The organism is Silicimonas algicola (assembly GCF_003970735.1).
Taxonomy (GTDB): Bacteria; Pseudomonadota; Alphaproteobacteria; order Rhodobacterales; family Rhodobacteraceae; genus Silicimonas; species Silicimonas algicola.
This window is the reverse complement of record NZ_CP034588.1, coordinates 1,010,926-1,033,663: the sequence shown is the minus strand read 5'-3', so window position 1 is coordinate 1,033,663 and position 22,738 is coordinate 1,010,926. Positions and strand designations below refer to the sequence as shown.

The 22,738-nt window shown below is 65.5% G+C and carries 27 protein-coding genes, 2 tRNA genes and 1 other RNA gene; 12 read left to right on the top strand and 18 right to left on the bottom strand.

Going from position 1 to position 22,738, the window contains the following annotated elements; all coding sequences use genetic code 11:
• Window positions 1-21: 21 nt before the first annotated feature.
• Window positions 22-309, bottom strand: a complete 288-nt coding sequence (locus EF888_RS05275; protein ID WP_109757784.1) for a hypothetical protein — start codon at window positions 307-309, stop codon at window positions 22-24.
• Between the two features lie 671 nt (window positions 310-980).
• On the opposite strand from EF888_RS05275, the gene EF888_RS05270 reads away from it, so the two are divergent.
• Window positions 981-1,057, top strand: a tRNA-Met gene (locus EF888_RS05270).
• Between the two features lie 70 nt (window positions 1,058-1,127).
• On the opposite strand, the gene EF888_RS05265 is transcribed toward EF888_RS05270, so the two are convergent.
• Window positions 1,128-1,592, bottom strand: coding sequence for a cupin domain-containing protein (locus tag EF888_RS05265; protein ID WP_109757783.1), 465 nt, complete (start codon window positions 1,590-1,592; stop codon window positions 1,128-1,130).
• 105 nt (window positions 1,593-1,697) lie between these two features.
• On the opposite strand from EF888_RS05265, the gene EF888_RS05260 reads away from it, so the two are divergent.
• The gene (locus EF888_RS05260; protein WP_109757782.1) at window positions 1,698-2,621 is read left to right on the top strand and encodes a LysR family transcriptional regulator; all 924 of its coding nucleotides are present in this window, start codon (window positions 1,698-1,700) and stop codon (window positions 2,619-2,621) included.
• On the opposite strand, the gene EF888_RS05255 is transcribed toward EF888_RS05260, so the two are convergent.
• Entirely contained in the window at window positions 2,618-3,292 is a 675-nt protein-coding gene (locus EF888_RS05255; protein ID WP_109757781.1) for an ankyrin repeat domain-containing protein, read from the bottom strand. The two genes, EF888_RS05260 and EF888_RS05255, sit on opposite strands and share 4 nt — an antisense overlap.
• A 134-nt stretch (window positions 3,293-3,426) precedes the next feature.
• Between EF888_RS05255 and EF888_RS05250 the strand changes: the two genes are divergently transcribed.
• The gene (locus EF888_RS05250; protein WP_109757780.1) at window positions 3,427-4,335 is read left to right on the top strand and encodes an AEC family transporter; all 909 of its coding nucleotides are present in this window, start codon (window positions 3,427-3,429) and stop codon (window positions 4,333-4,335) included.
• 30 nt (window positions 4,336-4,365) lie between these two features.
• Here EF888_RS05250 and EF888_RS05245 read toward each other — a convergent pair whose 3' ends face one another.
• The 4 genes from EF888_RS05245 to EF888_RS05230 all read right to left on the bottom strand — a co-directional run bounded on the left by EF888_RS05245 (window position 4,366) and on the right by EF888_RS05230 (window position 8,470).
• A complete protein-coding gene (locus EF888_RS05245; protein WP_109757779.1) occupies window positions 4,366-5,406 on the bottom strand; it encodes a hypothetical protein in 1,041 nt (346 codons plus the stop codon).
• An 88-nt stretch (window positions 5,407-5,494) separates the two neighbouring features.
• Window positions 5,495-6,265 (bottom strand): ATP-binding cassette domain-containing protein, encoded by a 771-nt coding sequence (locus EF888_RS05240; RefSeq protein WP_109757778.1) that lies wholly within the window; start codon window positions 6,263-6,265, stop codon window positions 5,495-5,497.
• Window positions 6,265-7,338 carry an ABC transporter permease gene (locus tag EF888_RS05235; RefSeq protein ID WP_109757777.1) on the bottom strand — a complete coding sequence of 358 codons (1,074 nt, stop codon included), beginning with the start codon at window positions 7,336-7,338 and terminating at the stop codon, window positions 6,265-6,267. Before EF888_RS05235 ends, EF888_RS05240 begins: the two co-directional genes overlap by 1 nt.
• 109 nt (window positions 7,339-7,447) lie before the next feature.
• Window positions 7,448-8,470, bottom strand: a complete 1,023-nt coding sequence (locus EF888_RS05230; protein ID WP_109757776.1) for a sugar ABC transporter substrate-binding protein — start codon at window positions 8,468-8,470, stop codon at window positions 7,448-7,450.
• Between the two features lie 243 nt (window positions 8,471-8,713).
• Here EF888_RS05230 and EF888_RS05225 point away from each other — a divergent pair, with 243 nt between their 5' ends.
• Window positions 8,714-9,811, top strand: a complete 1,098-nt coding sequence (locus EF888_RS05225) for an ROK family transcriptional regulator (RefSeq protein WP_126918498.1) — start codon at window positions 8,714-8,716, stop codon at window positions 9,809-9,811.
• A 98-nt stretch (window positions 9,812-9,909) separates the two neighbouring features.
• Here EF888_RS05225 and rnc read toward each other — a convergent pair whose 3' ends face one another.
• Genes rnc through EF888_RS05210 form a run of 3 tightly spaced genes read right to left on the bottom strand, consistent with a single transcriptional unit; the run spans window position 9,910 to window position 11,830 of the window.
• The gene (gene rnc / locus EF888_RS05220) at window positions 9,910-10,596 is read right to left on the bottom strand and encodes a ribonuclease III (RefSeq protein WP_109757774.1); all 687 of its coding nucleotides are present in this window, start codon (window positions 10,594-10,596) and stop codon (window positions 9,910-9,912) included.
• Entirely contained in the window at window positions 10,596-11,390 is a 795-nt protein-coding gene (gene lepB / locus EF888_RS05215) for a signal peptidase I (RefSeq protein WP_109757773.1), read from the bottom strand. Before lepB ends, rnc begins: the two co-directional genes overlap by 1 nt.
• A 53-nt stretch (window positions 11,391-11,443) precedes the next feature.
• The gene (locus EF888_RS05210) at window positions 11,444-11,830 is read right to left on the bottom strand and encodes a helix-turn-helix transcriptional regulator (protein ID WP_241239880.1); all 387 of its coding nucleotides are present in this window, start codon (window positions 11,828-11,830) and stop codon (window positions 11,444-11,446) included.
• Between the two features lie 129 nt (window positions 11,831-11,959).
• Between EF888_RS05210 and EF888_RS05205 the strand changes: the two genes are divergently transcribed.
• On the top strand, window positions 11,960-12,586 hold the full coding sequence (locus EF888_RS05205; RefSeq protein WP_109757771.1) for a LysE family translocator: 627 nt from the start codon (window positions 11,960-11,962) through the stop codon (window positions 12,584-12,586).
• Here the strand turns inward: EF888_RS05205 and acpS are convergent.
• Entirely contained in the window at window positions 12,576-12,980 is a 405-nt protein-coding gene (acpS, locus tag EF888_RS05200; RefSeq protein ID WP_109757770.1) for a holo-ACP synthase, read from the bottom strand. The two genes, EF888_RS05205 and acpS, sit on opposite strands and share 11 nt — an antisense overlap.
• Complete coding sequence (locus EF888_RS05195) at window positions 12,977-13,435, bottom strand: hypothetical protein (protein WP_109757769.1); 459 nt, start codon at window positions 13,433-13,435, stop codon at window positions 12,977-12,979. Before EF888_RS05195 ends, acpS begins: the two co-directional genes overlap by 4 nt.
• A 73-nt stretch (window positions 13,436-13,508) precedes the next feature.
• Between EF888_RS05195 and EF888_RS05190 the strand changes: the two genes are divergently transcribed.
• Window positions 13,509-14,072 carry a hypothetical protein gene (locus EF888_RS05190; protein WP_109757768.1) on the top strand — a complete coding sequence of 188 codons (564 nt, stop codon included), beginning with the start codon at window positions 13,509-13,511 and terminating at the stop codon, window positions 14,070-14,072.
• 73 nt (window positions 14,073-14,145) lie between these two features.
• Complete coding sequence (pncB, locus tag EF888_RS05185) at window positions 14,146-15,438, top strand: nicotinate phosphoribosyltransferase (protein ID WP_109757767.1); 1,293 nt, start codon at window positions 14,146-14,148, stop codon at window positions 15,436-15,438.
• A gap of 4 nt (window positions 15,439-15,442) precedes the next feature.
• Here the strand turns inward: pncB and EF888_RS05180 are convergent, their stop codons facing one another.
• Complete coding sequence (locus EF888_RS05180) at window positions 15,443-16,132, bottom strand: endonuclease/exonuclease/phosphatase family protein (protein ID WP_109757766.1); 690 nt, start codon at window positions 16,130-16,132, stop codon at window positions 15,443-15,445.
• A gap of 41 nt (window positions 16,133-16,173) precedes the next feature.
• Between EF888_RS05180 and EF888_RS05175 the strand changes: the two genes are divergently transcribed.
• On the top strand, window positions 16,174-16,833 hold the full coding sequence (locus EF888_RS05175) for a DUF2238 domain-containing protein (RefSeq protein ID WP_109757765.1): 660 nt from the start codon (window positions 16,174-16,176) through the stop codon (window positions 16,831-16,833).
• A complete protein-coding gene (locus tag EF888_RS05170; protein ID WP_206508428.1) occupies window positions 16,833-17,063 on the top strand; it encodes a hypothetical protein in 231 nt (76 codons plus the stop codon). The genes EF888_RS05175 and EF888_RS05170 overlap by 1 nt, the downstream gene beginning before the upstream one ends.
• Before the next feature lie 3 nt (window positions 17,064-17,066).
• Here the strand turns inward: EF888_RS05170 and EF888_RS05165 are convergent, their stop codons facing one another.
• From EF888_RS05165 to ssrS, 3 genes are all read right to left on the bottom strand, one after another.
• Complete coding sequence (locus EF888_RS05165) at window positions 17,067-17,807, bottom strand: COG3904 family protein (RefSeq protein WP_109757763.1); 741 nt, start codon at window positions 17,805-17,807, stop codon at window positions 17,067-17,069.
• Window positions 17,804-19,090 carry a hypothetical protein gene (locus tag EF888_RS05160; protein WP_241239803.1) on the bottom strand — a complete coding sequence of 429 codons (1,287 nt, stop codon included), beginning with the start codon at window positions 19,088-19,090 and terminating at the stop codon, window positions 17,804-17,806. The genes EF888_RS05165 and EF888_RS05160 overlap by 4 nt, the downstream gene beginning before the upstream one ends.
• A gap of 55 nt (window positions 19,091-19,145) precedes the next feature.
• Window positions 19,146-19,303, bottom strand: a non-coding RNA gene (gene ssrS, locus EF888_RS22555) — 6S RNA.
• 90 nt (window positions 19,304-19,393) lie between these two features.
• On the opposite strand from ssrS, the gene EF888_RS05155 reads away from it, so the two are divergent.
• Window positions 19,394-19,849, top strand: a complete 456-nt coding sequence (locus EF888_RS05155) for an MmcB family DNA repair protein (protein WP_109757762.1) — start codon at window positions 19,394-19,396, stop codon at window positions 19,847-19,849.
• Here the strand turns inward: EF888_RS05155 and EF888_RS05150 are convergent.
• Window positions 19,827-20,042, bottom strand: a complete 216-nt coding sequence (locus EF888_RS05150; RefSeq protein WP_109757761.1) for a DUF6324 family protein — start codon at window positions 20,040-20,042, stop codon at window positions 19,827-19,829. The two genes, EF888_RS05155 and EF888_RS05150, sit on opposite strands and share 23 nt — an antisense overlap.
• Window positions 20,043-20,140: 98 nt before the next feature.
• Here EF888_RS05150 and EF888_RS22505 point away from each other — a divergent pair, with 98 nt between their 5' ends.
• Both EF888_RS22505 and EF888_RS05140 read left to right on the top strand, forming a co-directional pair.
• Window positions 20,141-21,049, top strand: a complete 909-nt coding sequence (locus EF888_RS22505) for a bifunctional helix-turn-helix transcriptional regulator/GNAT family N-acetyltransferase (protein WP_109757760.1) — start codon at window positions 20,141-20,143, stop codon at window positions 21,047-21,049.
• 47 nt (window positions 21,050-21,096) lie between these two features.
• A tRNA-His gene (locus EF888_RS05140) sits at window positions 21,097-21,173 on the top strand.
• A gap of 15 nt (window positions 21,174-21,188) precedes the next feature.
• Here EF888_RS05140 and EF888_RS05135 read toward each other — a convergent pair.
• On the bottom strand, window positions 21,189-22,673 hold the full coding sequence (locus tag EF888_RS05135) for an inorganic phosphate transporter (RefSeq protein ID WP_109757759.1): 1,485 nt from the start codon (window positions 22,671-22,673) through the stop codon (window positions 21,189-21,191).
• Window positions 22,674-22,738 lie beyond the last annotated feature (65 nt).

Below are 22,738 nucleotides of genomic sequence, written 5' to 3'. Positions count from 1 at the left end.
TGCATGCACACCCAGCTCCGATCAGCGGTCGGCGTGCTCAGGGTCGACCTCTATAAGGAGGTGCCAGTGAGGGTTCACGTCAGCATCTTCCAGGAATGCGAACCAGAGCATGCGCTCGTCAGGCCGCTCCTTCCAGCGAGACCCAACGAACTCTCGATTGATGCGAGCGTCCCATTCCCGGAGCCGACGTCTCACGTAGGCGACGGAAAGATCGGCGCGGTTCGTCGTAAGAGTAACGTAGTGAGTAAACGCGTGCTTCATCAGCCGTGTCTTCCATGCGTCACGGTAGGCGATGGTCTTTTGCAGCATGTAGGTCTCCGTTCTGGGATGTCGGGTTGGACGTCAGCTATGATGGAAGCCTGCTCCCTGCGACTCCTTCAGCAAAACCGACAGCTGCGGAAAATGCCGATGAGACAGTGGCTTGAGTCGGACTCGCGACGCGATACGCATCCTGACGACGCACCCTCCTGAGGCAGCCGCTTGTTCAAAGTGCCGACGAACTTCCGCCTGCTTTAGGATGGAAGCCGTCGGCATCCGTTTCAGCTTTGTGAAGGACAGCTCAGCATGACCGCGTCCTTCGCCCTTCCGTGCCTAAGCCTGCCGGATGAGGCCGTGACGCATGAGGGCCGCATCATATCGCGGATCAGTCGTGCGTTCCGAAAGGCGCGGGCTGGCAGCACCGCTTCGTCAGGCTGACGGTCTGTTTGATGCTTGGCGCAGCAGGAGGCCGCTGCCAAGAAACAGTCTGAAGGAAAAATTTGGGGCCGATAAAACCGTCGCAAAAGCAGACCCATGAGCGCTTGTAGGCGCGCGCTGGAACCTCATCCGTCGTGCTGTCTGTCCAGCGCCCGACATCTGTCTGAAGAGTAGTTTCAGTTCGGATGGTCCAAGGTGGGCAGCCGCCGGATCGATGGCAGCCCGCCGACCCAACTTCCGGCTTGACGGTCTCTGCCCCAGCCTCTACCTAGCGCCTCGCCTGTGGCGGAGTAGCTCAGTTGGTTAGAGCAGCGGAATCATAATCCGCGTGTCGGGGGTTCAAGTCCCTCCTCCGCTACCATCGCTTCCCTGGATCATTTGCTGGATGTCCGCCCGGCGGACTTCGTGAGCCCGCCGAGCCAGGTTCGTTTTCAGGCGGCTGCGGCTTGGGCGAGGGGCGGCACGAAGCGCAGCGAGAACCGGGCGGCGAGCGCGTCGATTGCCGCCGGCGTCGCGGGAGCCTCGGTCTCGACGGCGGAGAAGAACCCCTCGAACCCGCCGGGCGTCATCATGACCATCAGGCGTCCGGTCGTTTCGCCGATGTTCTGGAAGCGATGCACCGCGCCGCGGGGTACCACGATCAGGCCTCCCTCCTTGAGCTCGACGCGCGCGCCGTTGCACCAGAACGCGAAGCGGCCCTCGAGGACGCGAAAGAATTCCTCCTCGTTCTCGTGGATGTGGGGCGGCGGACCTTCACCGGCCGGCACCTCGGCTTCGAACACACCGAGGCAACCACCGGTCTCATCGGCGGAAATGCGGATCATGTGGGGTCCGAAGCCGAGCGCGAGCGTGCCGGCGCCGGGGGCCGATACGACCGCTTGATCAAAAGTCTTCATCTGTAGCTCCATCAGGATTGTTTGCGACTGGGAGGGCGTATATTCCGAGGGAAACGTTCCGATAAGCCGCCTGCATTCCGAAACATTGTCCGGAAGACTTGACAGATGAAGACGGTCGATCCCCTGCACGGCGTCGCGGCGTTTCTTGCGGTGGCCGAACGCGAGAGCTTCACCGGAGCCGCCGAGGCGCTTGGTCTGACACGATCCACGGTGAGCGCGCAGGTAGCCGATCTGGAGGCTCGGCTGGGCCTGCGTCTGTTCCATCGCTCCACCCGCATCGTCCGGATGACAGCGGCAGGTCAGGCCTATCGCGACCGCCTCGGCGATCTAGCGGAGCGGGTCGACCTTGCCGAGCGTGCGGCGCGGGCGGAGCATTCGGCGCCGGAGGGTCGGCTGCGCATCACCGCGCCGCCCGACCTGGCGCAGAGGTTCCTCCTGCCCTGGGTCGCAGAGTTCCTGGCGGGCCATCCCGGCATCCGCATCGAGCTCGACCTGTCGAACGCGGCACACAACCTGATCGAGCGCCGGCTCGACCTCGCGATCCGCGGAACGATCGCGGTCGAGCCGAACCTCATCACCCGAAAGCTGGGCGTCTCCCCCCTTCTGACCTGCGCGCACCCAGACTACATCGCGCGGCGCGGCCAGCCCGAGACGCCCGCCGACCTTGCCGATCACGACCTCCTGCACTTCGCGAGCCTGCGTCGGGGACGCATCTGGACCATGACGCGGGGCCCAGAACGGGTCGAAGTCCCGATCCTGCCGAGGCTCGAACTGAACGAGGGATGGGCACTGCGGACGGCCGCTCTCGAAGCGACGGGCATCTGCCAGCTTCCGGCCTTCATTGTCGGTGAATTGCTCAGGGCGGGCGACCTCGTCCATGTCCTGCCGGAGTGGAGCGCGGGCGAGGTGCCGCTTCACGCCGTCTATCCGGACAACCGCCTCATCGCCGAGCGTGTGCGAGCCTTCGTCAGCTTTATCGCCCGGAAGGCGAAGGGCGAGCCGGACCTGGGCGGCGGCCAGGCGGCCTAGTCGGTCCGCTCGAGCCGCGCCGCCATCGCACCGAAGCCCAGCCTCTTTGCGTGGTCGAGCGGCGTCAGTCCGTTTCGGTCCGCAAGGGTCCGGTCCGCGCCGGCCGAGAGCAGCACGTCGAGCACGGCGAGGTGGTCGGAGCCCCCGTCGCCGAGCACGACGGACTCCATGACGGCCGTCCAGTGAAGGTTGTTGACGTGGTCGAGCGGCGCGCCGGCGGCGACGAGCCGGCGCACGACCTCGACATGTCCGAGGTGAGCCGCCGCGATGAGCGCCGTGCCGTCGTACGGGCTGGTGACGAGCCCGGGTTCGTTGCCGAGTTCGATCGCGAGCGACATCAGCTCGGGATCGTCCGCCACGGCGGCGATGGTCACGACGTCATAGGCGTCGCCCTCGAGCGCGTTCATGTCGGCGCCGGTTTCGGCCAAGGCATGGAGGGCGTCGTCATGGGAGGCGAAGGCCACGACATGTGCGGCTGTACGGCCCTTGGCGTCACGGGCTTCGAGGTCCGCGCCCTCCGCAACGAGCCGACGGATCGCACTCACGTCGCCGTTGTGCGCGGCGGCAAAGAGCCCGCCATAGCCTGCGATGTCTCCTGCGGACGGCGGCACCTGCGCCCTTGCGGCCTCGGCAGAAAAGGCCAGAAGGAATGAGAAGACGACACGTCGCATGGCTGATCCTTTCCCGCGCGGCTCAAGACACGTTCGTTGTACCCTAGCACACCTCTGGCCGGAATGCCGGTGGCCCCCCGCCCCCGCCTGATGCTAGGTGTGCAGGATACTGGAGGTGCGCCAGGGAGAGCGGCTTGCTTGTCTTCACGATCTGGCCCCTCTTCGCCCTGATCTGCCTCGGCTATGTTCTGTCGCGCAACAGGTTTCCCGACACCGGATTCTGGCCGGCGGCGGAACGGCTGAACTATTTCCTGCTGTTCCCTGCCCTTCTGGTGTCGAGCCTCGCCGAAGCTCCGATACGGGACCCGCAGATACTTCGGTTGGGTCTGGCGGGCGTGGCGACGGTCCTTGTCGCCACCTTTGCATTCTGGATCGCGCGGCGGGTCAGGCCCGTCCCCTCGGCACGCTTCGGGCCGGGTCTGCAAGGCGTGATCCGGTTCAACACCTACCTCGGCCTCGCCACGACGACGGCCTTGGCGGGTGCCGCGGGGGTGGAGAGAGCAGCGGTCTATCTCGCCATCACCGTCCCCTTGGTGAACGTGCTGTCGATCCTCGCCCTTACCGAACGCGGTACGGAGCGTAAGGCCATCGGTCTGGCGAAGACGGTACTTCGCAATCCCCTGATCCTCGCCTGCCTCGCGGGTCTCGCCATCGCGGCGGCGGGGATCGGATTGCCTTGGGGGATCGGGAGATTTCTCGGCCTCGTGGCGCAGGCCAGCCTTCCCCTCGGCCTTCTCTGCGTCGGCGCGGCGCTGCGGCCCCAGGCGGTGCGGCAAGAGATCGGCGTGCTGGCCTTCAACAGCGCGCTGAGGCTTCTCGCCATGCCGCTTCTCGCGCTGGTCGTGGGCAAGGCGTTCGGTCTCGACAGTACCGAGGCGCTGGTACTCGTGGTCTTCTCGGCCATCCCGACCGCGCCCACCGCCTATGTCCTGACCAAGCAACTGGGCGGCGACGGGACACTGATGGCAGGCCTCGTCACACTCCAGACCCTCGCCGCCGTGGCGACGATCCCGCTCGTCCTGCTGCTCTTCGGCTTCGCCTAGGCCGCGGGCAAGGCTGATCGGCGGACGTGGTCAATCCAAGGTCACTTGCCTTGCCAGATACTGAAGCCGCATTCTTGTGGAAGGCCGTGGTTCTGCTTCCGGTTCTTTGATGCTTTTCGCGATAAGCGGCCGGAATTTTGCATTGTCACGATGTAATATAAGCGCGTCTATTGCTGCATTTCTCACGAGGACAGATCGATCGCAAAGACCATTGGCGATTGCCGCGATCAAGTCAGGTTCAGCCGTCAAGGGCCGGCTTCCAAACGCCTCACGCCAAACAGGTTTTCCCATCGGCCCGTCCATCCACACCTTCTTGCGAATGGCAAGTGGCCAGATGACACGCGCCTTGGAAAGGCACGTGAGAGCGGCTGCGCGAAGATGAGGTTCGTGTGCATCTGACGCTATTGCCGTCAGGTGCGTGTCGAAAGCGGGGCTTCGACTTAGAACTCGAAACACGCGGCTTGCGCCTTTGCGGCTGACGCCGAGCAACATAACTGACAATGCATCGACCAAGCCACAATGCTTCACAACGTCCTCGACGAATGGCTCGTAACCACCACTCCATCTATTCCACAGATGTCTTTTGGTCAGGAACGCCCAGACCGCCGGCGCCAGAACGTCCCCGGACGACGTAGAAAAACATCTTGCTAGGGTGGCACTCGCCGCGTCGCGCACTTCGGGTACCCAGTCGTTCAGGCGCGCAAGAAGCCCGAATGCGGCAATTGGGCCGTCCAGAACTTCGATTGAACGGAGTGCCTCCTCTCGGATGAATCCGTCTCTGTGGTAGAGGTATATGTCCGCGAAGCCGGAATTCTCCTTCAACTGCGCTCTAGCAACGCGACGTTGCCAAGCGGCGTTCCCTCGCATGCCGTAAAGGTCGCAGCGGTGCCGCGCGAGTTTTTCGAACCTCTGGATTTCGCCACGCCTCAACAGCGACTCGAGTTCAATCCGAAATTCACTGTCAATTATTTTAAAGCTGCGACGCGGACCCTGCCGCTGCCAGCAGCCGCCAACTAAAGCACGAAGTTTGGAAGCCCACCCAAAGGCGTGCGACGTCCGAAGTCGACTCATGTCGTCAAGCTAGACCAACGGCCTGAGCCCGATAACAATAAAGGCCGACTGGTTTCGTCATGGCACGAAACGGCGACCAAGCCACGTCCTAGGCCGCGACAGCCTCAGGCACCTTTGCGCCGGTCATGAAAGCCACCGCGTCCGACATCGTGTAGTCTTTCGGGTCGATGACGCAAAGCCGACGCCCGAGGCGGTGGATGTGGATGCGGTCCGCCACTTCGAAGACGTGCGGCATGTTGTGCGAGATCAGGATGATCGGGATGCCGCGCGAGCGCACGTCGAGGATCAGTTCCAGCACGCGGCGCGACTCCTTGACGCCGAGCGCCGCCGTGGGTTCGTCGAGGATGATGACCTTCGACCCGAAGGCGGCGGCGCGCGCCACGGCGACGCCCTGCCGCTGGCCGCCCGACAGCGTCTCGACCGCCTGGTTGATGTTCTGGATCGTCATCAGGCCCAGGTCGGAGAGCTTCTGGCGCGCGAAGTCCTCCATCTTCTTCCGGTCGAGCTTGCGGAACCACTTGCCCATGATTCCCTCGGCCCGGATCTCGCGACCCATGAACATGTTGTCGGCGATCGACAGCGCGGGCGACATCGCCAGCGTCTGGTACACGGTCTCGATCCCGGCCTTCCGTCCGTCTATGGGCGAGGTGAAACTCACCTTCTGGCCGTCGAGCCAGATGTCGCCCTCGTCCGGCACCACTGCGCCGGAGATGGCCTTGATCAGGGTCGACTTGCCTGCCCCGTTGTCGCCGATCACCGCCAGGATTTCGCCCGGCATGAGGTCGAAGTCACAGTGGTCCAGCGCCGTGACGCGGCCGTAATGCTTGACGAGGTTCCGGCCCTTGAGAATGGGTTCCATCAGCCCGACACCTTTCTGATCCACTGGTCGGCCGCGACGGCGGCGATGATGAGAATGCCGATAAGCAGGAAGGTCCACTGCGCGTCGGCCCCGAGAAGCCTGAGTCCCAGCGTGAACACGCCCACGATCAGTGCCCCAAAAAGACTGCCCAGGATCGAGCCGCGCCCGCCGAACAGCGAGATCCCCCCGATCACAACGGCGGTGATGCTTTCGATGTTGGCCAACTGTCCGCTGGTCGGCGAAACCGCCCCGATCCGGCCGATCAAGGCCCAGCCAGCGAAGGCGCAGATCAGTCCCGACAGGGCATAGACCTGGATCAGCACCTTGTTGGTGTTGACGCCGGACAGCTCGGCCGCCTCCTTGTCGTCGCCGACAGCATAGACGTGGCGCCCCCAGGCGGTGTGGCGCAGGACGTAGGCGAGGACAAAAATCAGCGCAAGCATGAAGACGACGCCCACGGTGAAGACTGCGCCTCCCACGTTGAACTTGGCGCCGAAGAGCTGAAGGAGCGGCGCCTGGGCTTCGATGTCCTGGGCGCGGATCGTCTCGTTCTTGGAATAGAGGAAGTTCGTCGCCAGCACGATCTGCCACATCCCGAGCGTGACGATGAAAGGCGGCAGCTTCACCTTGGCCACCAGCCAGCCGTTCAGCGCGCCGATCGCGGTTCCGACGGCAAGGCCGGCGAGGATCGAGACCGGCGCGGGAATCCCGTAGCGGAAGGTGAACTGGCCCATCACGACAGACGAGAACACCATGATCGCGCCGACGCTGAGGTCGATGCCTGCAGTCAGAATCACGATGGATTGCGCCGCCGCGACGATACCGACGATCTGCACCTGCTGGAGAATCAGTGTCAGCGCGAAGGGCGAGAAGAACTTCGATCCAAGAAGGAGCCCAAAGGTCACGATCGCCAGCACGAGCACGAACAGCGGAACCAGCGACGGATTCATGTGCAGGATGTGTTGCACCTTGCCCATCAGCGTCGCGTGGCGAGCGTCGTGGAACTCGGCGACCGCTTCGGAACGGTTCAGCGCGCCTTCGTAGTTGTCGGATCTTGCCGTTGTGTCAGCCATGGATCTCCCCTCCCCACGGCAGCACCTGCCGCGCGTGAAAGCCTAACCGCGATGACCTGGAAAAATCAACGAAAGGGAGGCGGGCGACCCGCCTCCCTGCGCGGGGGCATCAGCCCCAGCAAAGTTCCTTGCCTTCGGCGACCGAGATCGACTCGACGCCTTCGACGGGTTCGTCGGTCACCAGCGCGACGCCGGTGTCGAAGAAGTCCTTGCCTTCGGTCGGCTCGGGCTTAACGCCCTCGTCGGCCCATTTGGCGATGGCCTCGACGCCAAGCGAGGCCATCAGCAGCGGATACTGCTGGCTGGTCGCGCCGATGACGCCGGCCTCGACGTCCGCGATGCCGGGGCATCCGCCGTCAACCGAAACGACCAGCACATCATTCTCGCGACCGACCGACTTAAGCGCCTCATAGGCGCCGGCGGCGGCGGGCTCGTTGATGGTGTGGACGACGTTGATCGTCGGGTCCTTCGCGAGGAGGTTCTCCATCGCGCGGCGGCCACCCTCCTGGTTGCCGTCGGTCACGTCGGAGCCGACGAGACGCGGATCCTCTTCGTCACCGATGACGTCGGGGTTGTTCAGCTCGACGCCGAAGCCATCGAGGAAGCCCTGGTTCCGCAGAACATCGACGGTCGGCTGGCTGACGTTGAGGTCGAGTGTCGCGATCTTGGCATCGGTCGCGGCATCGCCCATCTTGCCCTTCGCCCACTGGCCGATCAGCAGACCGGCCTTGTAGTTGTCCGTCGCGAAGGTGGCGTCGGCGGCGTCGATCGGCGAGAGCGGCGTGTCGAGCGCGATCACGAGGATGCCCGCGTCGCGTGCCTGCTGGACGGCGGGAACGATGGACGAGGTATCCGACGCGGTCAGAAGGATGCCCTTCGCGCCGTCGGCGATGCAGGTCTCGATGGCCTGGACCTGGGTCTCGTGGTCGCCGTCGATCTTGCCGGCGAAGGACTTCAGCGTCATGCCGAGTTCTTCGGCCTTGGCTTGGGCGCCTTCCTTCATCTTGACGAAGAAGGGGTTGGTGTCGGTCTTGGTGATGAGGCAGACGGTCGCCCCGCCGTGGGCGGCGGCCATTGCCGACCCCGCCATGGCGAGCGATGCAAGCGCCGTGCCAATCAGAATTTTTTTCATGTGGTCCTCCCAGAAATTACCCACCGTCCGGTTGGGGACGGCTGCGGAATCGTTGCTACACCGCAACGCCGGGTCGGGTCAATAAGTAAATCAATTTGATTTATTAATTGACAGACGCACGCAGCGCGCAGCATTCTCGGTGATCATGGGAGGGTCAAGCCCTTGACAACCAACGAAACATTTATACGCGTCTCTGGGAGCGGCGCAAATCAGTCAGGCCTGCGCGATCAGAACGCGAGGGTCGTGCTGTCATTTATCCGTCGTCATGGCGAGCTTCCGAGCGCCGAAATCGCGCGGCGTTCCGGGCTGTCCGCACAGACGGTTTCGAACATCGTGCGTGCGCTCGAAGCCGAGGGCCTTGTCCGGCGCGGCATGTCCATCAAGGGCAAGGTCGGCAAGCCGTCGGTGCCGATGGCGCTGGAACCTGGCGGCGTCACGTCGCTTGGTCTCAACATCGGCCGGCGTGCGGCCGAGATGGTCCTCGTCGACTTCACGGGCTCCGTCCTCGCCGAGCGAATGACACCCTATTCCTACCCCACCCCCGACGCCGTGCGCGCCTTCGTCCTCGACGCGATCGGCGCGATCTTCGCCGACCGCCCCGGCGACCTCACCCACCTTGCCGGTCTCGGCATCGCCATGCCCTACGAGTTGTGGAACTGGCTCGACTACGTCGATGCCCCTGAAGAGCTGATGAACGAGTGGCGCACCATCGCCATCGGCGCCTATCTGGGCGAGGCGACGGGGCTGGAGACCGTGGTCGAAAACGACGCGACCTCGGCCTGCGTCGCCGAGCATCTTCTCGGACGCGGACACGAATACGCCGACTTCGCCTATTTCTTCCTCGGCGCCTTCCTCGGCGGCGGTCTGGTGCTGAACGGCAAGGTCTATTCGGGCCGAAACGGCAACGCGGGCGCCTTTGGCTCGCTTCTGGTGCCCGATGGGACGGGCGACGTGGCCCAGCTTCTGGACGTCGCCTCGAATCATGTGCTCGAGCGGAGCCTGGCCGAGGCCGGCATCGACGCCAGCGTCCTGCGCACCCGTCCCGACGACTGGAGCGCGCTCGAACCTCACCTTTCCGAGTGGATCGCCGCGACCGGCCGCTACCTGGCGCTCGCCGCCACCTCGATCGCGGCAGTCGTCGACGTCGAGGCGGTGCTGGTCGAAGGTGCCGTGCCCGCCCCCGTGCGCGCCGCTCTCGTGTCCCGGGCGCGAAGCACCCTCGAAACGCTCGACCGCACGGGCATCGCCACGCCCGACATCCGCGAAGCCAGCGTCGGCCGCGCCGCGCGCTCCATCGGCGCCGCCCTCCTGCCGATCCACGCGCGCTACTTCCTGGCCTGACCCGAACGAGTACGTTGCGCTGAACGCGCCAGCCGGCCCCAATTCGCCGGTCCGCAAATATCCCGGGGAGGTCCGGAGGGGCAGCGCCCCTCCGGCGCTCACCCGCCGCGGTCGACCCGCTGCAGAAGCTTCCGCGCTGCATCCTGCTCCGCCGCGCGTTTGGAGGAGGCGCTGGCGCTTTCGCTCTCGCCCGTGGCGAGCCGCGCCTCGACGGTGAACACCGGCGCGTGGTCCGGCCCCTGCCGCGCGGTTTCGGCATAGGTCGGCGGTACCTGCCCGCGCGCCTGCGCCCATTCCTGAAGCGATGTCTTGGGGTCGCGCGCGTCCGTCTCTACGGTGCGGATCCGGTCACCCCAGAGCCGCACGACAAGATCGCGCGCTGCTTCGAAGCCCGCGTCGCGGTAGACGGCGGCGATCACCGCCTCCATCGCGTCGCCGAGAAGCGCTTCTTTCCGCCGTCCGCCCGACATCGTCTCGGACCGACCAAGCTTCAGCACCGCGCCCAGGTCGATCTGACGGGCGACATCGGCGCAGGTCTCCTTCCGCACAAGGGCGTTGTAGCGCGGCGCAAGCACCCCTTCCGCAGCATCCCTGTCGGTCTCGATCAGCGCCTCGGCGATCACGAGACCCAGCACCCGATCACCCAGGAACTCGAGCCTCTGGTTGTCGGGCCTCGTGACGGACGAGATGGAGGAGTGCGTGACAGCGCGGATCAGGAGGTCGGGTCGGGCGAAACTGTGGCCGAGGCGGCGCTGGAAGGCTTCGAGCTCGGCCGAGAGCCGCATCAGTCGATCCGCTTGAAGAACCGGTCGGGCCGCCAGGTCCAGACGAAGAAAAGGCTGCGACCGGCAGAAGAGAACATGACCCGGTCGGCACGTCCGATCAGATGATCGAAAGGCACGAAGCCTACGCCTCCGGCGGCCTGCGGGACCCGGCTGTCGGTCGAGTTGTCACGGTTGTCGCCCATGAAGAAGAACTCGCCCTCGGGCACCGTGTACACGCCGGTATTGTCGAGACGTCCCGCGGTGGCGTCCAGCGTCGAGTGCTGCACGCCGTTCGGCAGCGTCTCGACGGCCTTGTCCTTGGTGCAGGCATCGCCCTCGCGCGGTGCGCGTTCCTGGCAAAGCGGATAGGACCCGATCGGCCCTTGCCGCTCGTAGGTCTCGACGAACTGGCCGTCGGCGACCTGCGGCACGGGACTGCCGTTCAGGAAGATCTGGCCCGACTGCATCTGGATCGTGTCACCGGGAAGGCCGATCACGCGCTTGATGAAATCCTGTCCGTTGACCGGGTGGCGGAAGACCACAACATCCCCGCGCTCGGGCATCTGGCCCATGATCCGGCCCTCGATGGGGCACATCGCGAAGGGACAGGAGAACTGCGAATAGCCGTAGGCCATCTTGTTGACGAACAGAAAATCGCCGATCAGCAGCGTGTCCTTCATCGACCCTGACGGGATCCAGAACGGCTGGAAGAACAGCGTCCGGAAAACCCCCGCGATCAGAAGCGCGTAGACCACCGTCTTGATGGTCTCGACGACCCCGTCCATCAGGGATCCCTCGGTCTCGCCGCCGCTCATGCTGGTCCTGCCTCTGCTAGCTTCGCGTTTCATGGGTGGTGGGCCGGAGAGTGTCAAGTTGGACCCTGGGTCCAACCCTCGGTCCAGAGCTTGCGCAGGCGGGCGCCGTCTCCGCGGAAATGGCCGCCGGCAAGGCGGGCGTCGGTGACGCGATCGGGCCGGAAGTGGCGGATCGCCTGGCGCAACTCGCACCAGGCGACGAGGTTGGCCGTCTCGGAGAAATAGACCAGCGCAAAGGGTCGCAGGACGCGATCCGTCGTCCGCCCTGTCTCGTCGCGGTAGCCGCGCTCGCCCTCTATCGGGATGCGCATCGCCTGAAGCGCGGCCACGTCGCGGTAAACCGTGCGCGGCGTGACCTCCAGCCGCTCGGCGAGATCGGCTCCCGTCATCGGACGCCGGGCCGCCGCCAGCATCTGCACGATCTCGAACAGCCGCGTCATCTTTCGCAAGGGCGCCTCCCTCTACTGACAGGCCGTTGTCAGTTCGACCCTGCTAAGGGACGGCCGAATGACATCGATCTCAACGGAATTCGCCCCGCTGCGATGGAAGAATGCAAGGAGCCAACTGACATGACCTACGCCCACAGCCTTGCAATCTTCTGGCTCCTGATCTTCGGGATCGTCGTCGTACCCGGCATGGATATGCTTCTCGTCCTGTCGCAGTCGCTGACCCGCGGCGTGCGCGGGGGACTGTCGGCCGTCGCGGGCATCATGGCGGCCGGTGCCGTCCACACGCTTTGGGGCGCCGTTTCGGTCGCGATCGTGCTGTCGCTGCCTCCTGCCGTCCTGTCTGCGATGCTGGTCGCGGGCGCGCTTTATCTCGCCTGGATCGGGATCTCCCTCGTCCGGTCTGCGATAACGGTCGCGGCGGAGGACACGCGGGCGGCAGGCGGACGCGCATTCCGGCAGGGTGCGGTGACCGCCCTCCTGAATCCGAAGGCCTATATCTTCGTCGCCTCGGTCTTCCCGCAGTTCGTCCGGCCCGAATATGGCGCGCTCTGGCGGCAGGGGCTGGTCATCGGCGCCATGGTGGCGGCGACGCAACTTGCCGTCTATGGCGGGATCGCGGTGGCGGCGGGGCGGATCAGGGGCTGGCTTCTCGGCTCGCCCGGCGCCACGATCCTGACGGGGCGCATCACGGGCGGGCTGTTCCTTGCCGTCGCAGCCTTGACGCTGGCAGGCGCGATCAGCCGCTGAGGGGACGCGCCTCGATCACGACGAAGGCCTGTGCCCAAGGGTGGTCGTCGGTCAGGGTGACGTGGATGATCGCCTCGTGGCCCGCCGGCGTCATCTCGGCCAGACGCTCACGCGCCCAGCCCGTCACGGTCATCACCGGCTGACCGGTCCGCAGGTTAGATACGGCCATGTCACGCCAGGCGATCCCCATGCGCAGGCCGGTCCCAAGCGCCTTGGAGCAGGCTTCCTTCGCCGCCCACCTCTTGGCATAGGTGCCCGCGGTGTCGCGGCGGCGCTCGGCCTTCCTCTGCTCGATCTCGGTGAAGCATCGGTTCCGGAACCTGTCCCCGAAGCGCTCGAGCGTGCGTTCGATCCGCTCGATGTTGCAGAGATCGGTCCCGATGCCGAGGATCACGAACCGAAGTCCTCGGCCGCGATCTCTCCCGTCGCCTGATCGAGAACGACCTCGAGGATCCCCTCGTCGAACATCGTCGTGTCGGGATTGTAGACCCGCATCGGAACGCCAAGCCGCAGACCCGTCGCAGGATCGTAGTCGGTTTCGAGACCTTCAAGCGACATCGACGCGTAGCCCATCGTGCCGTCGAACGACACGAGGCGGCACTGACGGATCCCAAGCTCGTCGTAGGGCGGCGAGACGATCATCAGGTGGAAGGGCGCGGCGGCGGGCTCCACCGTGTCCATCAGCGCGATGCGCACCGCACCGCTCGCGAAGGTGCGGGTGTTGTCCTCCCAGGGTTCGGCGATGGCTTCCGCGCGCGAGGCATAGCTGTCGTCGCAGGGCCGCACCTCGGCTGCGGCGGCGGGAAGCGCGAGGATGGCCACAAGGGCCGGGGCGGCGAGGCGGCGCATGGGCTGTCTCCGGTAACGGGTTCTTTGTGATCCAGAGATAAACCGGGGCGGCTGGAACACAAAGGGGCTCCTCATGCGCCGTCTCCTTCTCCTCGCCGCCCTGGCCCTCGCCGGCTGTGGCGGGCAGGCCTGGAACACCGCCGTCGCCGATCATCCACAGGTCCGCGAGGCGATGCTGGCCAGCGTCGTTCCGGGTCAGACCACCGAAAAGCGTTTCGTCGCTCAGTGGGGAATGCCGACCCAGAAGATCAACGAAGGGGCGCAGATCTCGTACGTCTATCGAAACATGACGAACCCGCCCGGCTATTACGCGCCGCAGTTCGGGACCAGCGCCGAGTTCGTCGTGGCGATGTTCCAGTACGGGCTCGCCATCGGCGCCTTTTCCTCGGACACGCAGGGCTGCCGCGCGACCTTTGCGCCGCGTCCGCCGGGGCCGAACCTTGACAACCCCTCGACGGTCCACGCCGTCAATTGCGGCGTCGTCTACGACGGATCGACCGAGCATCACCCGATCCGCGAGGGGATCGCATGGATCGTGAACGGCGGTCGCGCCGGCAAAGGACAATCGCCTGTCGCGCGGCCGGCGCCGCCTGCGGGCGTGACCGACGACAGTTACGGCGGTGGCAAGCTGAAATAGCCGCCAGGGGCCTGCGGTGCTGGACAACACCCTGACTTCCTTGGCACACAAGCGCGTCAAGGGAGGCTCGGACATGGTCGACATCGCCGCGCGCGTCTGGAACCACAAGTGGAAGATCGACCCGATCGTCCGCTCCCTGATCGACACCGACTTCTACAAGCTTCTCATGTGCCAATCGGTGTTCCGCAACCGGTCCGACACGCGCGTCACCTTCAGCCTCATCAACAGAACCAAGGACGTCCGCCTTGCCGAGCTCGTCGACGAAGGCGAGCTGCGCGAACAGCTCGACCACATTCGCTCGCTATCGCTGAGCCGGGGAGAGTCGACCTGGTTGCGCGGCAACACCTTCTACGGCAAACGACAGATGTTCCGCCCCGACTTCATGGAGTGGTTCGAGGGCCTGCGCCTGCCGCCCTATGAGCTGGAGAAGAAGGATGGCCAGTTCGAGCTTACCTTCGAAGGCGCCTGGCCCGAAGTGATGATGTGGGAGATCCCGGCCCTGGCTGTCCTGATGGAGCTGCGGTCCCGCGCAGTGCTGAAGGACCTCGGAAAATTCGAGCTTCAGGTCCTCTACGCCCGCGCCATGACGAGGACATGGGAAAAGGTCGAGCGTCTGCGCGCCATCGACGCCCTCAAGCTGGCGGACTTCGGCACGCGGCGGCGACACAGCTTCCTGTGGCAGGATTGGTGCGTGCAGGCGCTGCAAGAGGGTCTGGGACAGGCGTTCATCGGCACGTCGAATTGCCTCATCGCCAAGAACCGCGATCTCGAGGCCATCGGCACGAACGCGCACGAGCTTCCGATGGTCTATTCGGCGCTGGCCGACAGCGACGAGGAACTGGCGCAAGCTCCCTACAAGGTCCTGGCCGACTGGCACGAAGAGCATGATGGCAACCTGCGCATCATCCTTCCCGACACCTACGGTACGGTGCAGTTCCTGAAGAACGCCCCCGACTGGCTGGCGGGATGGACCGGCATACGTATCGATTCCGGTGACCCCGCCGAGGGCGCCGAGACCGCCATCGCCTGGTGGAAGGCGCGCGGCGAGGATCCGCGCCGCAAGCTCATCATCTTCTCGGACGGCCTCGACGTCGAAAAGATCGTCGAGCTTCACGACCGGTTCGCGGGACGGGCGCGCGTCAGCTTCGGCTGGGGCACGATGCTGACGAACGACTTCCGCGGCCTCGTGCCGGGCGACGGGCTGGCGCCGTTCAGCCTCGTCTGCAAGGCGGTCAGCGCGAATGGCCGCCCCACCGTCAAGCTGTCCGACAACCCGCGCAAGGCCATGGGCCCCGAGGACGAGATCGCGCGCTACAAGCGCGTCTTCGGCGTGGGCGCTCAGGACGAGATCGAGGTCGTCGTGTGAGACTTCAGAAGCGCACCCGCGCCTTGATCGGAAGGTGATCCGAAGCGACGCGGGTCACGCGGTTCTCGATCACCGAGGCGTCGGTCAGCGTCACGCCGCCGTTCAGGGCAAACCGGTCCAGGGCCGCGACGGGACGCGAAGAGTGATAGGTCCGACCGGGGGAGTGGACCTCGAAACCCGTCAGCGCTTCGAGCCCGTGCTCGGTCGACCACTCGTTGAAGTCGCCCATGATGACGGTCGGCATCTCGTCCATCGCCTCGAGACGCGTGCGGATCGTGGCAAGCTGCTGTCGACGCGACGATCGCATCAGTCCGAGGTGGACCGCAACGATGCGAAGGCTCTTCCCCTTGCCGGACACGTCGATCGCCAGCGCCCCGCGAGGTTCGATCCCCGGCAGGTGGATAGAATGGCGTGCCGCGACCTTCAGGTGCGGTGCCAGAAGGATCGCGTTGCCATGCCAGCCGATCGAGCAGTCGTGGCCGCCCGCGTCGGCGGGCTCCATGCCGATCTCGCGCTCGACGATGTCGGTGGTCAGCGCAGCCGGACGCCGCCCGAGGCGCTTGTCGGCTTCCTGAAGCGCCACGACGTCGGCCTCGAGACTGGCGATCACCGAGGCTATGCGATGAGGATCCCGCCGACGGTCCAGTCCGATGCACTTCCGTATATTCCAGGTCGCCAGCGTGAGGGACGTCATGCCGCCCTTTTCCTTTCGCTTTCGCGTATCATATCTGAACCATGATCGACCGCAGGGACATTCCCTACACCACCTGGGTTATCTGGGGCGTGCTCGTCGCCTCAGCAACCTGGGGTCTGTTCAGCCTGCACTGGACCAACACCATCGTGTCGATTGCGGCACTTCTTCTGACCGTCCTGCCGGTCACCTTTGCGGAACGCTACAAAATTCGGCTCCCCCTCCCCTTCATGGCGGCGATCTCGATCTTCGTGTTCTCGACGCTCTTCCTGGGCGAGGTCTTCGACTTCTACGAGCGATTCTGGTGGTGGGACCTTGTGCTGCACGGCATCTCGGCCGTGGGCTTCGGGATTGTCGGCTTCCTGTTCGTCTTCTACCTGTTCCAGGGCGATCTCTACGCAGCACCGCCTTGGGCGCTTGCCCTCTTTGCCTTCTCCTTCGCCGTGACCATCGGGACGATGTGGGAAATCTTTGAGTTCGCCATGGACCAGTCGTTTGGCCTCAACATGCAGAAGAGCGGCCTCGTCGATACCATGTCGGATCTGATCGTCGACGCCTGCGGAGCGTTCATCGGTTCCTTCTCGGGTTTTCTCTGGCTCAAGGGCATCCAGCACGGTCTGTCGCCCCTGATCGAGGAATTCGTCCAGCGCAACCGCACCGGCTTTCACAAGCTGCGCCGCCGCGACCGCACGTCCTCCGAATGATGCCGCCGCTCGTCCGCCTCTACGTCCGCGAGACGCTGCTGGGGCTGGCGCTTGGGATCCTGTTCAGCATGGCGCTCGTGGTGCTGAACATCGGCAACCTGCGCCATCTGATCGACACGGTCGAAGGGGGCTGGCTTGCGTTCCTGCTGCTGTCGTTCTTCAACGGCATCGTCTTCGCGGGGGTGCAGTTCGGCGTCCGCGTCATGCTGATGGCCGACCCCGAGGACTGAGCCTCACCCACCGAAGGCCAGACGATAGCGCTCCAGTTCTTCGGGGATGAGGACATAGATCTCCTCGGGCGGCGTCGTCAGTGCGTGCTGCATCAGCAGAGGGTCGACGCCCATCTCCTCGAGGAAGGCCATCACCATCCCCTGCCCCCGCTGCACGTCCTCGACCGCCATGAAGGCGGGCAGAAGGGAATTCTCGCCGAAGTAATACTGATGGACCCCAACGCGGGATGACCTCGGCACGTCGCGCGTGACGCCGCCCGCAAGCATGTAGGGACAGGCCGAAAAGCAGACGCCTCCGGACGCGATAGCGCTCGAGGCGTCGGCCTCGCGGATGGCGCGTCCGATCTCGAGCGCGTCCATGACCGATCCGCCGGGGCTGTCGAGCGTCACGGCCTCGATGCTGCGGGCGGCAAGCGCCTCGGCGACCCGCGCGCCGTCACCGGCGGCAATGGTTCCGCGCAGCGTCAGGCGCTCCCCCTCGGGCAGGATGGACAGACGGTCGGGATAGGTCTCGCCGCCCGGCATGGCTTCGCGTCGCGCGGGATCGCCCGGAACGGCAGAGGGATCGTACTGCCGGCGCTGGTCGCCGGGCCGTATCGGTTGCTCGAGGGAGGGCGCGTCGGCCGAGCGGAAGGGGGACCCCGTATAGGCTCCACCGAGATCGCCGACGACGAGGGCAAGAGCTATGAACGCCTGGAAGCCCAGAAGCCACCTAAGGCTGCGCGAGACGGTCAGTTCCCTCATTCGGGTTTCGTCCGGATCGGAACAGGTGGCGCCGCGGGCCGCGCGGGCGGGTCGTCGGTGTGGTTCAGCACGTCCTCGACATCCCGCGCGGCGCGAAGGGCGGCGCGCAGTTCCGCAAGCGTCAGCGTATCCTCGACGCTAACACGGTCCCGGCCCGCCCGGATCGCCGATTGAACGATGGTCAGGATGAAGACGAGAACCGCCGGCAGAAGGTCAATGGCGATGGCGCCGGCCCAGGACGGGATGAAGTTGCCGGCATAGCGGATCACGGCGTCGGCTGTGGAAACGGGGGTGTAGACCGTCTCCTGCGGCTGCTCCATCGCCATGACCTCGGCGGACGCGGCGCGCAGGGTTTCGGCACGCTGCCCCAGAACGTCCAGGACGCTGGTGATCGTCTCGGCCTGTCCGGTGCGGATGTCGTCGGTGGCGCCATCCAGCCTCGGCATGACGACGGTGGCCGACAGATCCTGCGCCGCCCTCTCGACCAGGGGTGCCACCGACAGTTGACGAAGCTGTGTGACGATCCCTGCAAGGCGCACGGCCTCTTCCGAGAACTCCACTGAACGCGCCTCGACCGGCCCCGGCTCGACCGTCAGGCCGCGCATCCGCGACAGGATCTCGTTGCCCTGCTGAAATGCGGCCTCGACCAGGGGTTCCTGCGCCACGATCTGGGCTTCCAGCGCCTCCAACTCATCGGCCTTCTGGGTCAGGACCCGGAAAACCGCGCCCCGGCCGGCGACGCCAGACAGGTCGCCCGTAGCCTCCTGTGCGCTGAGATCCTCGAAGGACGTCCGGACGCGCTCGACGTCGCGGCTGAGGCCTTGCCCCGAGACCGCAATGGCGTGGGCGCGCTCGAGCGAGGCCTGGTAGTCCTGCACCGTCCGCGCAAGGTGCTGCTCGACCGCAGCCGCGCCGGCCAGCGCCGCCGCATTCAGCCAGGACGACATCGCCACGATTGCGACGCATCCAAGCGCCATCGACAAGAGAAGACCCATCCGAGCCGACGCGCCGCGCACAGCAGGGAGAAGGCGCATCATGTATGACCAGAAGACGAAGATGCCGACCGACACCGCGACCGAATAGGCGAGCGCCGCGAAGGTCGTCAGAGCGCCCGTGTCGTCGAGGAGGCCTCGGACGCCCAGGTAGGTGTAGATGCCCGACGCCGCCGCAAGCACACCGAGCGCCGTGCCGGTGAAGGTGTCGAGCCAGCCGAGATGGCCCTCGAGCGCTTTCGCGTCGCGGGCCGCGCGGGCCTCCGCCTCGCTCATCTTCCTGTCGTCCATGTAAAATCTCCCGACGGGTCCGCTTTATATGGGGCCGGGCCGGCAGGATAAAAGTGACGGGACCACCGCAACCGTAGGGGCAACTAAATTCCCGAGGACCCGTTTTCACAGGTGGGCACCAGGTAGCCGGACCACGGTCCGGTCAGAGCCAGCTCCCTCGGAAGTATTTAAGGCCACCGGAATTTGACCCCGGCACGGGAAGGGCAGTACCCGCCACGGCCGAGATGTAGGCGTCACGCGCGCATCCGGCAAGGGGCTCCTTGGGGCTTGTCAACTGTTTACCTTTTGTTCACACTTGAGGGCATGCCTGACGATCTTCAGATGAAACCCGGACAGCTTCTTGCGCGAGGTGTGTGCCGCCACCTCGTCAGCCACGATTTCGTGACGGTCGAGGAGCTGACGCCCGCGCCTGGACTGCGCGTCGACATCATGGCTCTTGGTCCCCGTGGAGAAGTCTGGATCGTCGAATGCAAGTCCTGCCGAACCGACTTCACCTCCGACGGCAAGTGGCACAATTACCTCGAATGGTGCGACCGGTATTTCTGGGCGGTGGACGAGGCCTTTCCGACCGACCTGCTGCCGGACGGCACGGGTCTCATCATCGCCGACCAGTACGATGCCGAGATCATCCGCATGGCGCCCGAGACGAAACTCGCAGGGGCGCGACGGAAGGTGATGGTGCAGAAGTTCGCGCGCCACGCCGCGCTCAGGTGGCACGCGGTCCGTGATCCGGGGTTCAGCGTTTCCTGGGGCCTCTAGCGGAGGTGTCCCCCTGCGCCCTCGCCTTGGCGGCGGCGGCGCGGATCTCGTCAGCGATTTCCTCGGCCTCTTCAGGCTCGAAATCCATCGGGATCTGGATGCCGTTCCCCTCGATGTAGAGCCGGACCATGCCGAGACTTGTCGGCCCGATCTGGAGGTTCGCCTCGACGTTGCTTTCCTTGTTGATGCCCATGTCGCTGTCTCCGTTCCGCGCGGCAGGTAGCGCGAGGCCGAACGCCCGGCAAGCGCCATTCGCTTGACTCAGTCAAGCGTTCTGATCATCGTCGAGCCATGACACTCGACGCCATAGACCGGATTCGCGCCTTCAACCGAAGCTACACCGCAAGGATGGGGCTTCTCGAACGCGACTACCTTTCCTCCGACATGACCGTCACCCAGGTGCGCGTCCTTTATGAGCTCTGCGAGGACGGTCCGGTCAGCCTACGCGACCTCGCGACCCGGCTGGATCTCGACGAAGGGTATCTCAGCCGCCTCGTCGACCGTTTCGTGCGGCGAGGCTGGGTCCGCAAGCAGACCCCGCGCGACGACGCCCGCCGCCGCGTGATCGTGCCGCTGGACGCCGGCCGCGCCGCCTTCGAGCCACTCAAGGAACGCTCGCGCGCCGAAGTCGCCCGCAGGCTCGGCGGCGCCGAGGCCGGGGAAGTAGCCGCCGCCATCGCCGCCGTGGATCGCTCGCTCGCGGGCATCGACCCGGCGGATGTCTCTCTGCGCGACCTGGCCATCGGGGACGCGGGTTGGCTGGTCCAGCGCCACGGCGAACTCTACGCCCGCGACGAGGGCTTCGACGCCACCTTCGAGGCGCTGGTGGCCGAGATCCTCGCCACCTATATCCGGACCCGAGACGCCCAGGTGGAACGCGCCTGGATCGCCGAGCATGAGGGCAGCCGATTGGGCTCGATCTTCTGCGTCCGGTCCGGCGAACCCGGCGTGGCGAAGCTGAGGCTCTTCCTTCTCGAGCCCCGCGCACGGGGCCTGGGCCTGGGGCAGCGGCTGCTTGATGAATGCGTGGCCTTCGCCCGCAACAATGGGAATCACGCACTTCGCCTCTGGACGCATGAAAGCCACCGTGCGGCCTGCGCGCTCTATGCCCGGAACGGCTTTGCACTGGTCCGCTCCGAGCCGAAAACCTCGTTCGGCGTACCGGTGGTCGAACAGGAATGGGAGCTCGACCTAAGCTGATCTCGCGTCTTGCAATCGAAGGCGACGGGCGCTAGGGAAGCTGTCGTGCCGCCTTAGCTCAGTTGGTTAGAGCGCTGGAATGTGGATCCAGAGGTCCCCTGTTCAAGCCAGGGAGGCGGTACCATCCTCCCCTCTCCGATTACCCGGCGATGATGCCGATCCCATGGAAGATCACAGCCGACAGGATGGCCGCCGCCGGCACCGTGATGATCCAGGCGGCGATGATGGTCAGGAAGTGCGAGCGCCGCACCAGCTTGCGGCGGCGCCGTTCCTCGGGCGCGATCTCGGCGCGGTCGGGCATGGCGACGCGCATCTTGCGCATGCGCCTTTCGGAATGCCACTCGCGGAAGAAACCGACACCGAAGACCGCTCCGACCGCGATGTGGGTCGAACTGACGGGCAACCCCAGCCAGCTTGCAAGGATGACGGTGATTGCCGCCGACAACACGACGCAATAGGCGCGGACCGGGTTCAGCTTGGTGATCTGGCTTCCCACCATGCGGATCAGCTTGGGCCCGAAGAGGAACAGCCCGAACGAGATGCCGAAGGCGCCGATGATCATCACCCAGACGGGGATCGTGACGGCGTGGGTGAAGTCTCCCGTGCCCGAGGCCTGCACGATGGCCGCCAGAGGCCCGACCGCGTTGGCCACGTCGTTTGCTCCGTGTGCGAAGGACAGCAGGGCGGCGGACACGATAAGAGGGATGCCGAACAGGACCTTCAGCGAGCGGTTGCGGTTCTCGAGCCCCCGCGCCTGGCGTCGGGTCACGGGGATCATGCCAAGCCAGAAGGCTACGCCCACAGCAACGCCGATCAGCAAGGCCGCCGATAGCGAGAGGTCGATGAGCGACTTCAGGCCCTTCAGCGCCAGATACGCCGCGAAGGTTCCCGCCATGATGCCGACCAGCACCGGCACCCAGACCCGCGCCGCCGCGATCTTGTCGTCGCGGTAGACGATGCGCGACTTGATGAACCACAGGAATCCCGCCGCCACGGCGCCGCCGAGGACCGGCGAGACGACCCAACTCGCCGCGATGGCGCCCATGGTGCCCCAACTGACCGCACCGAAGCCCGCGGCAGCGATGCCCGCGCCCATGACGCCGCCGACGACGGAGTGCGTCGTCGATACGGGCGCACCGACCCAGGTCGCGAGGTTGACCCAGAGGGCCGAGGATAGAAGTGCGGACATCATCGCCCAGACGAAGACCTGGGGCGACCCCATGCTTTCCGGCGCGATGATGCCCTTGGCGATGGTCGACACGACGTCGCCCCCGGCGAGGAGCGCGCCGGCGCTTTCGAAGATCGCCGCGATGGCGATGGCGCCGCCCATGGTCAGCGCGTTCGCGCCCACGGCCGGACCCATGTTGTTGGCGACGTCGTTCGCCCCGATGTTCAGCGCCATGTAGGCTCCGAACACGGCGGCCACGACGACCACCAGCGTGTTCGACGTCTGACCGAAGAAAAGGGCGGCGGCGAGACCGGCAACGATCACGAAGATCAGGGCGACCCCGGTTCCGACCATGGGCCGTGCGACATAGGCCGTCGCGACCTCGAGGTTCGAGAACCGGCCCAGGTCGCGGTCCAGCGTCTCGAGGTGGCGTGCCTCGAAGTCCCTGCTTTCCATCGTCTAACCCCGCTCGAAAGGTAGGGGCCATGACTAGTCGGGAACGCAAGCCGGATCAACCGGCG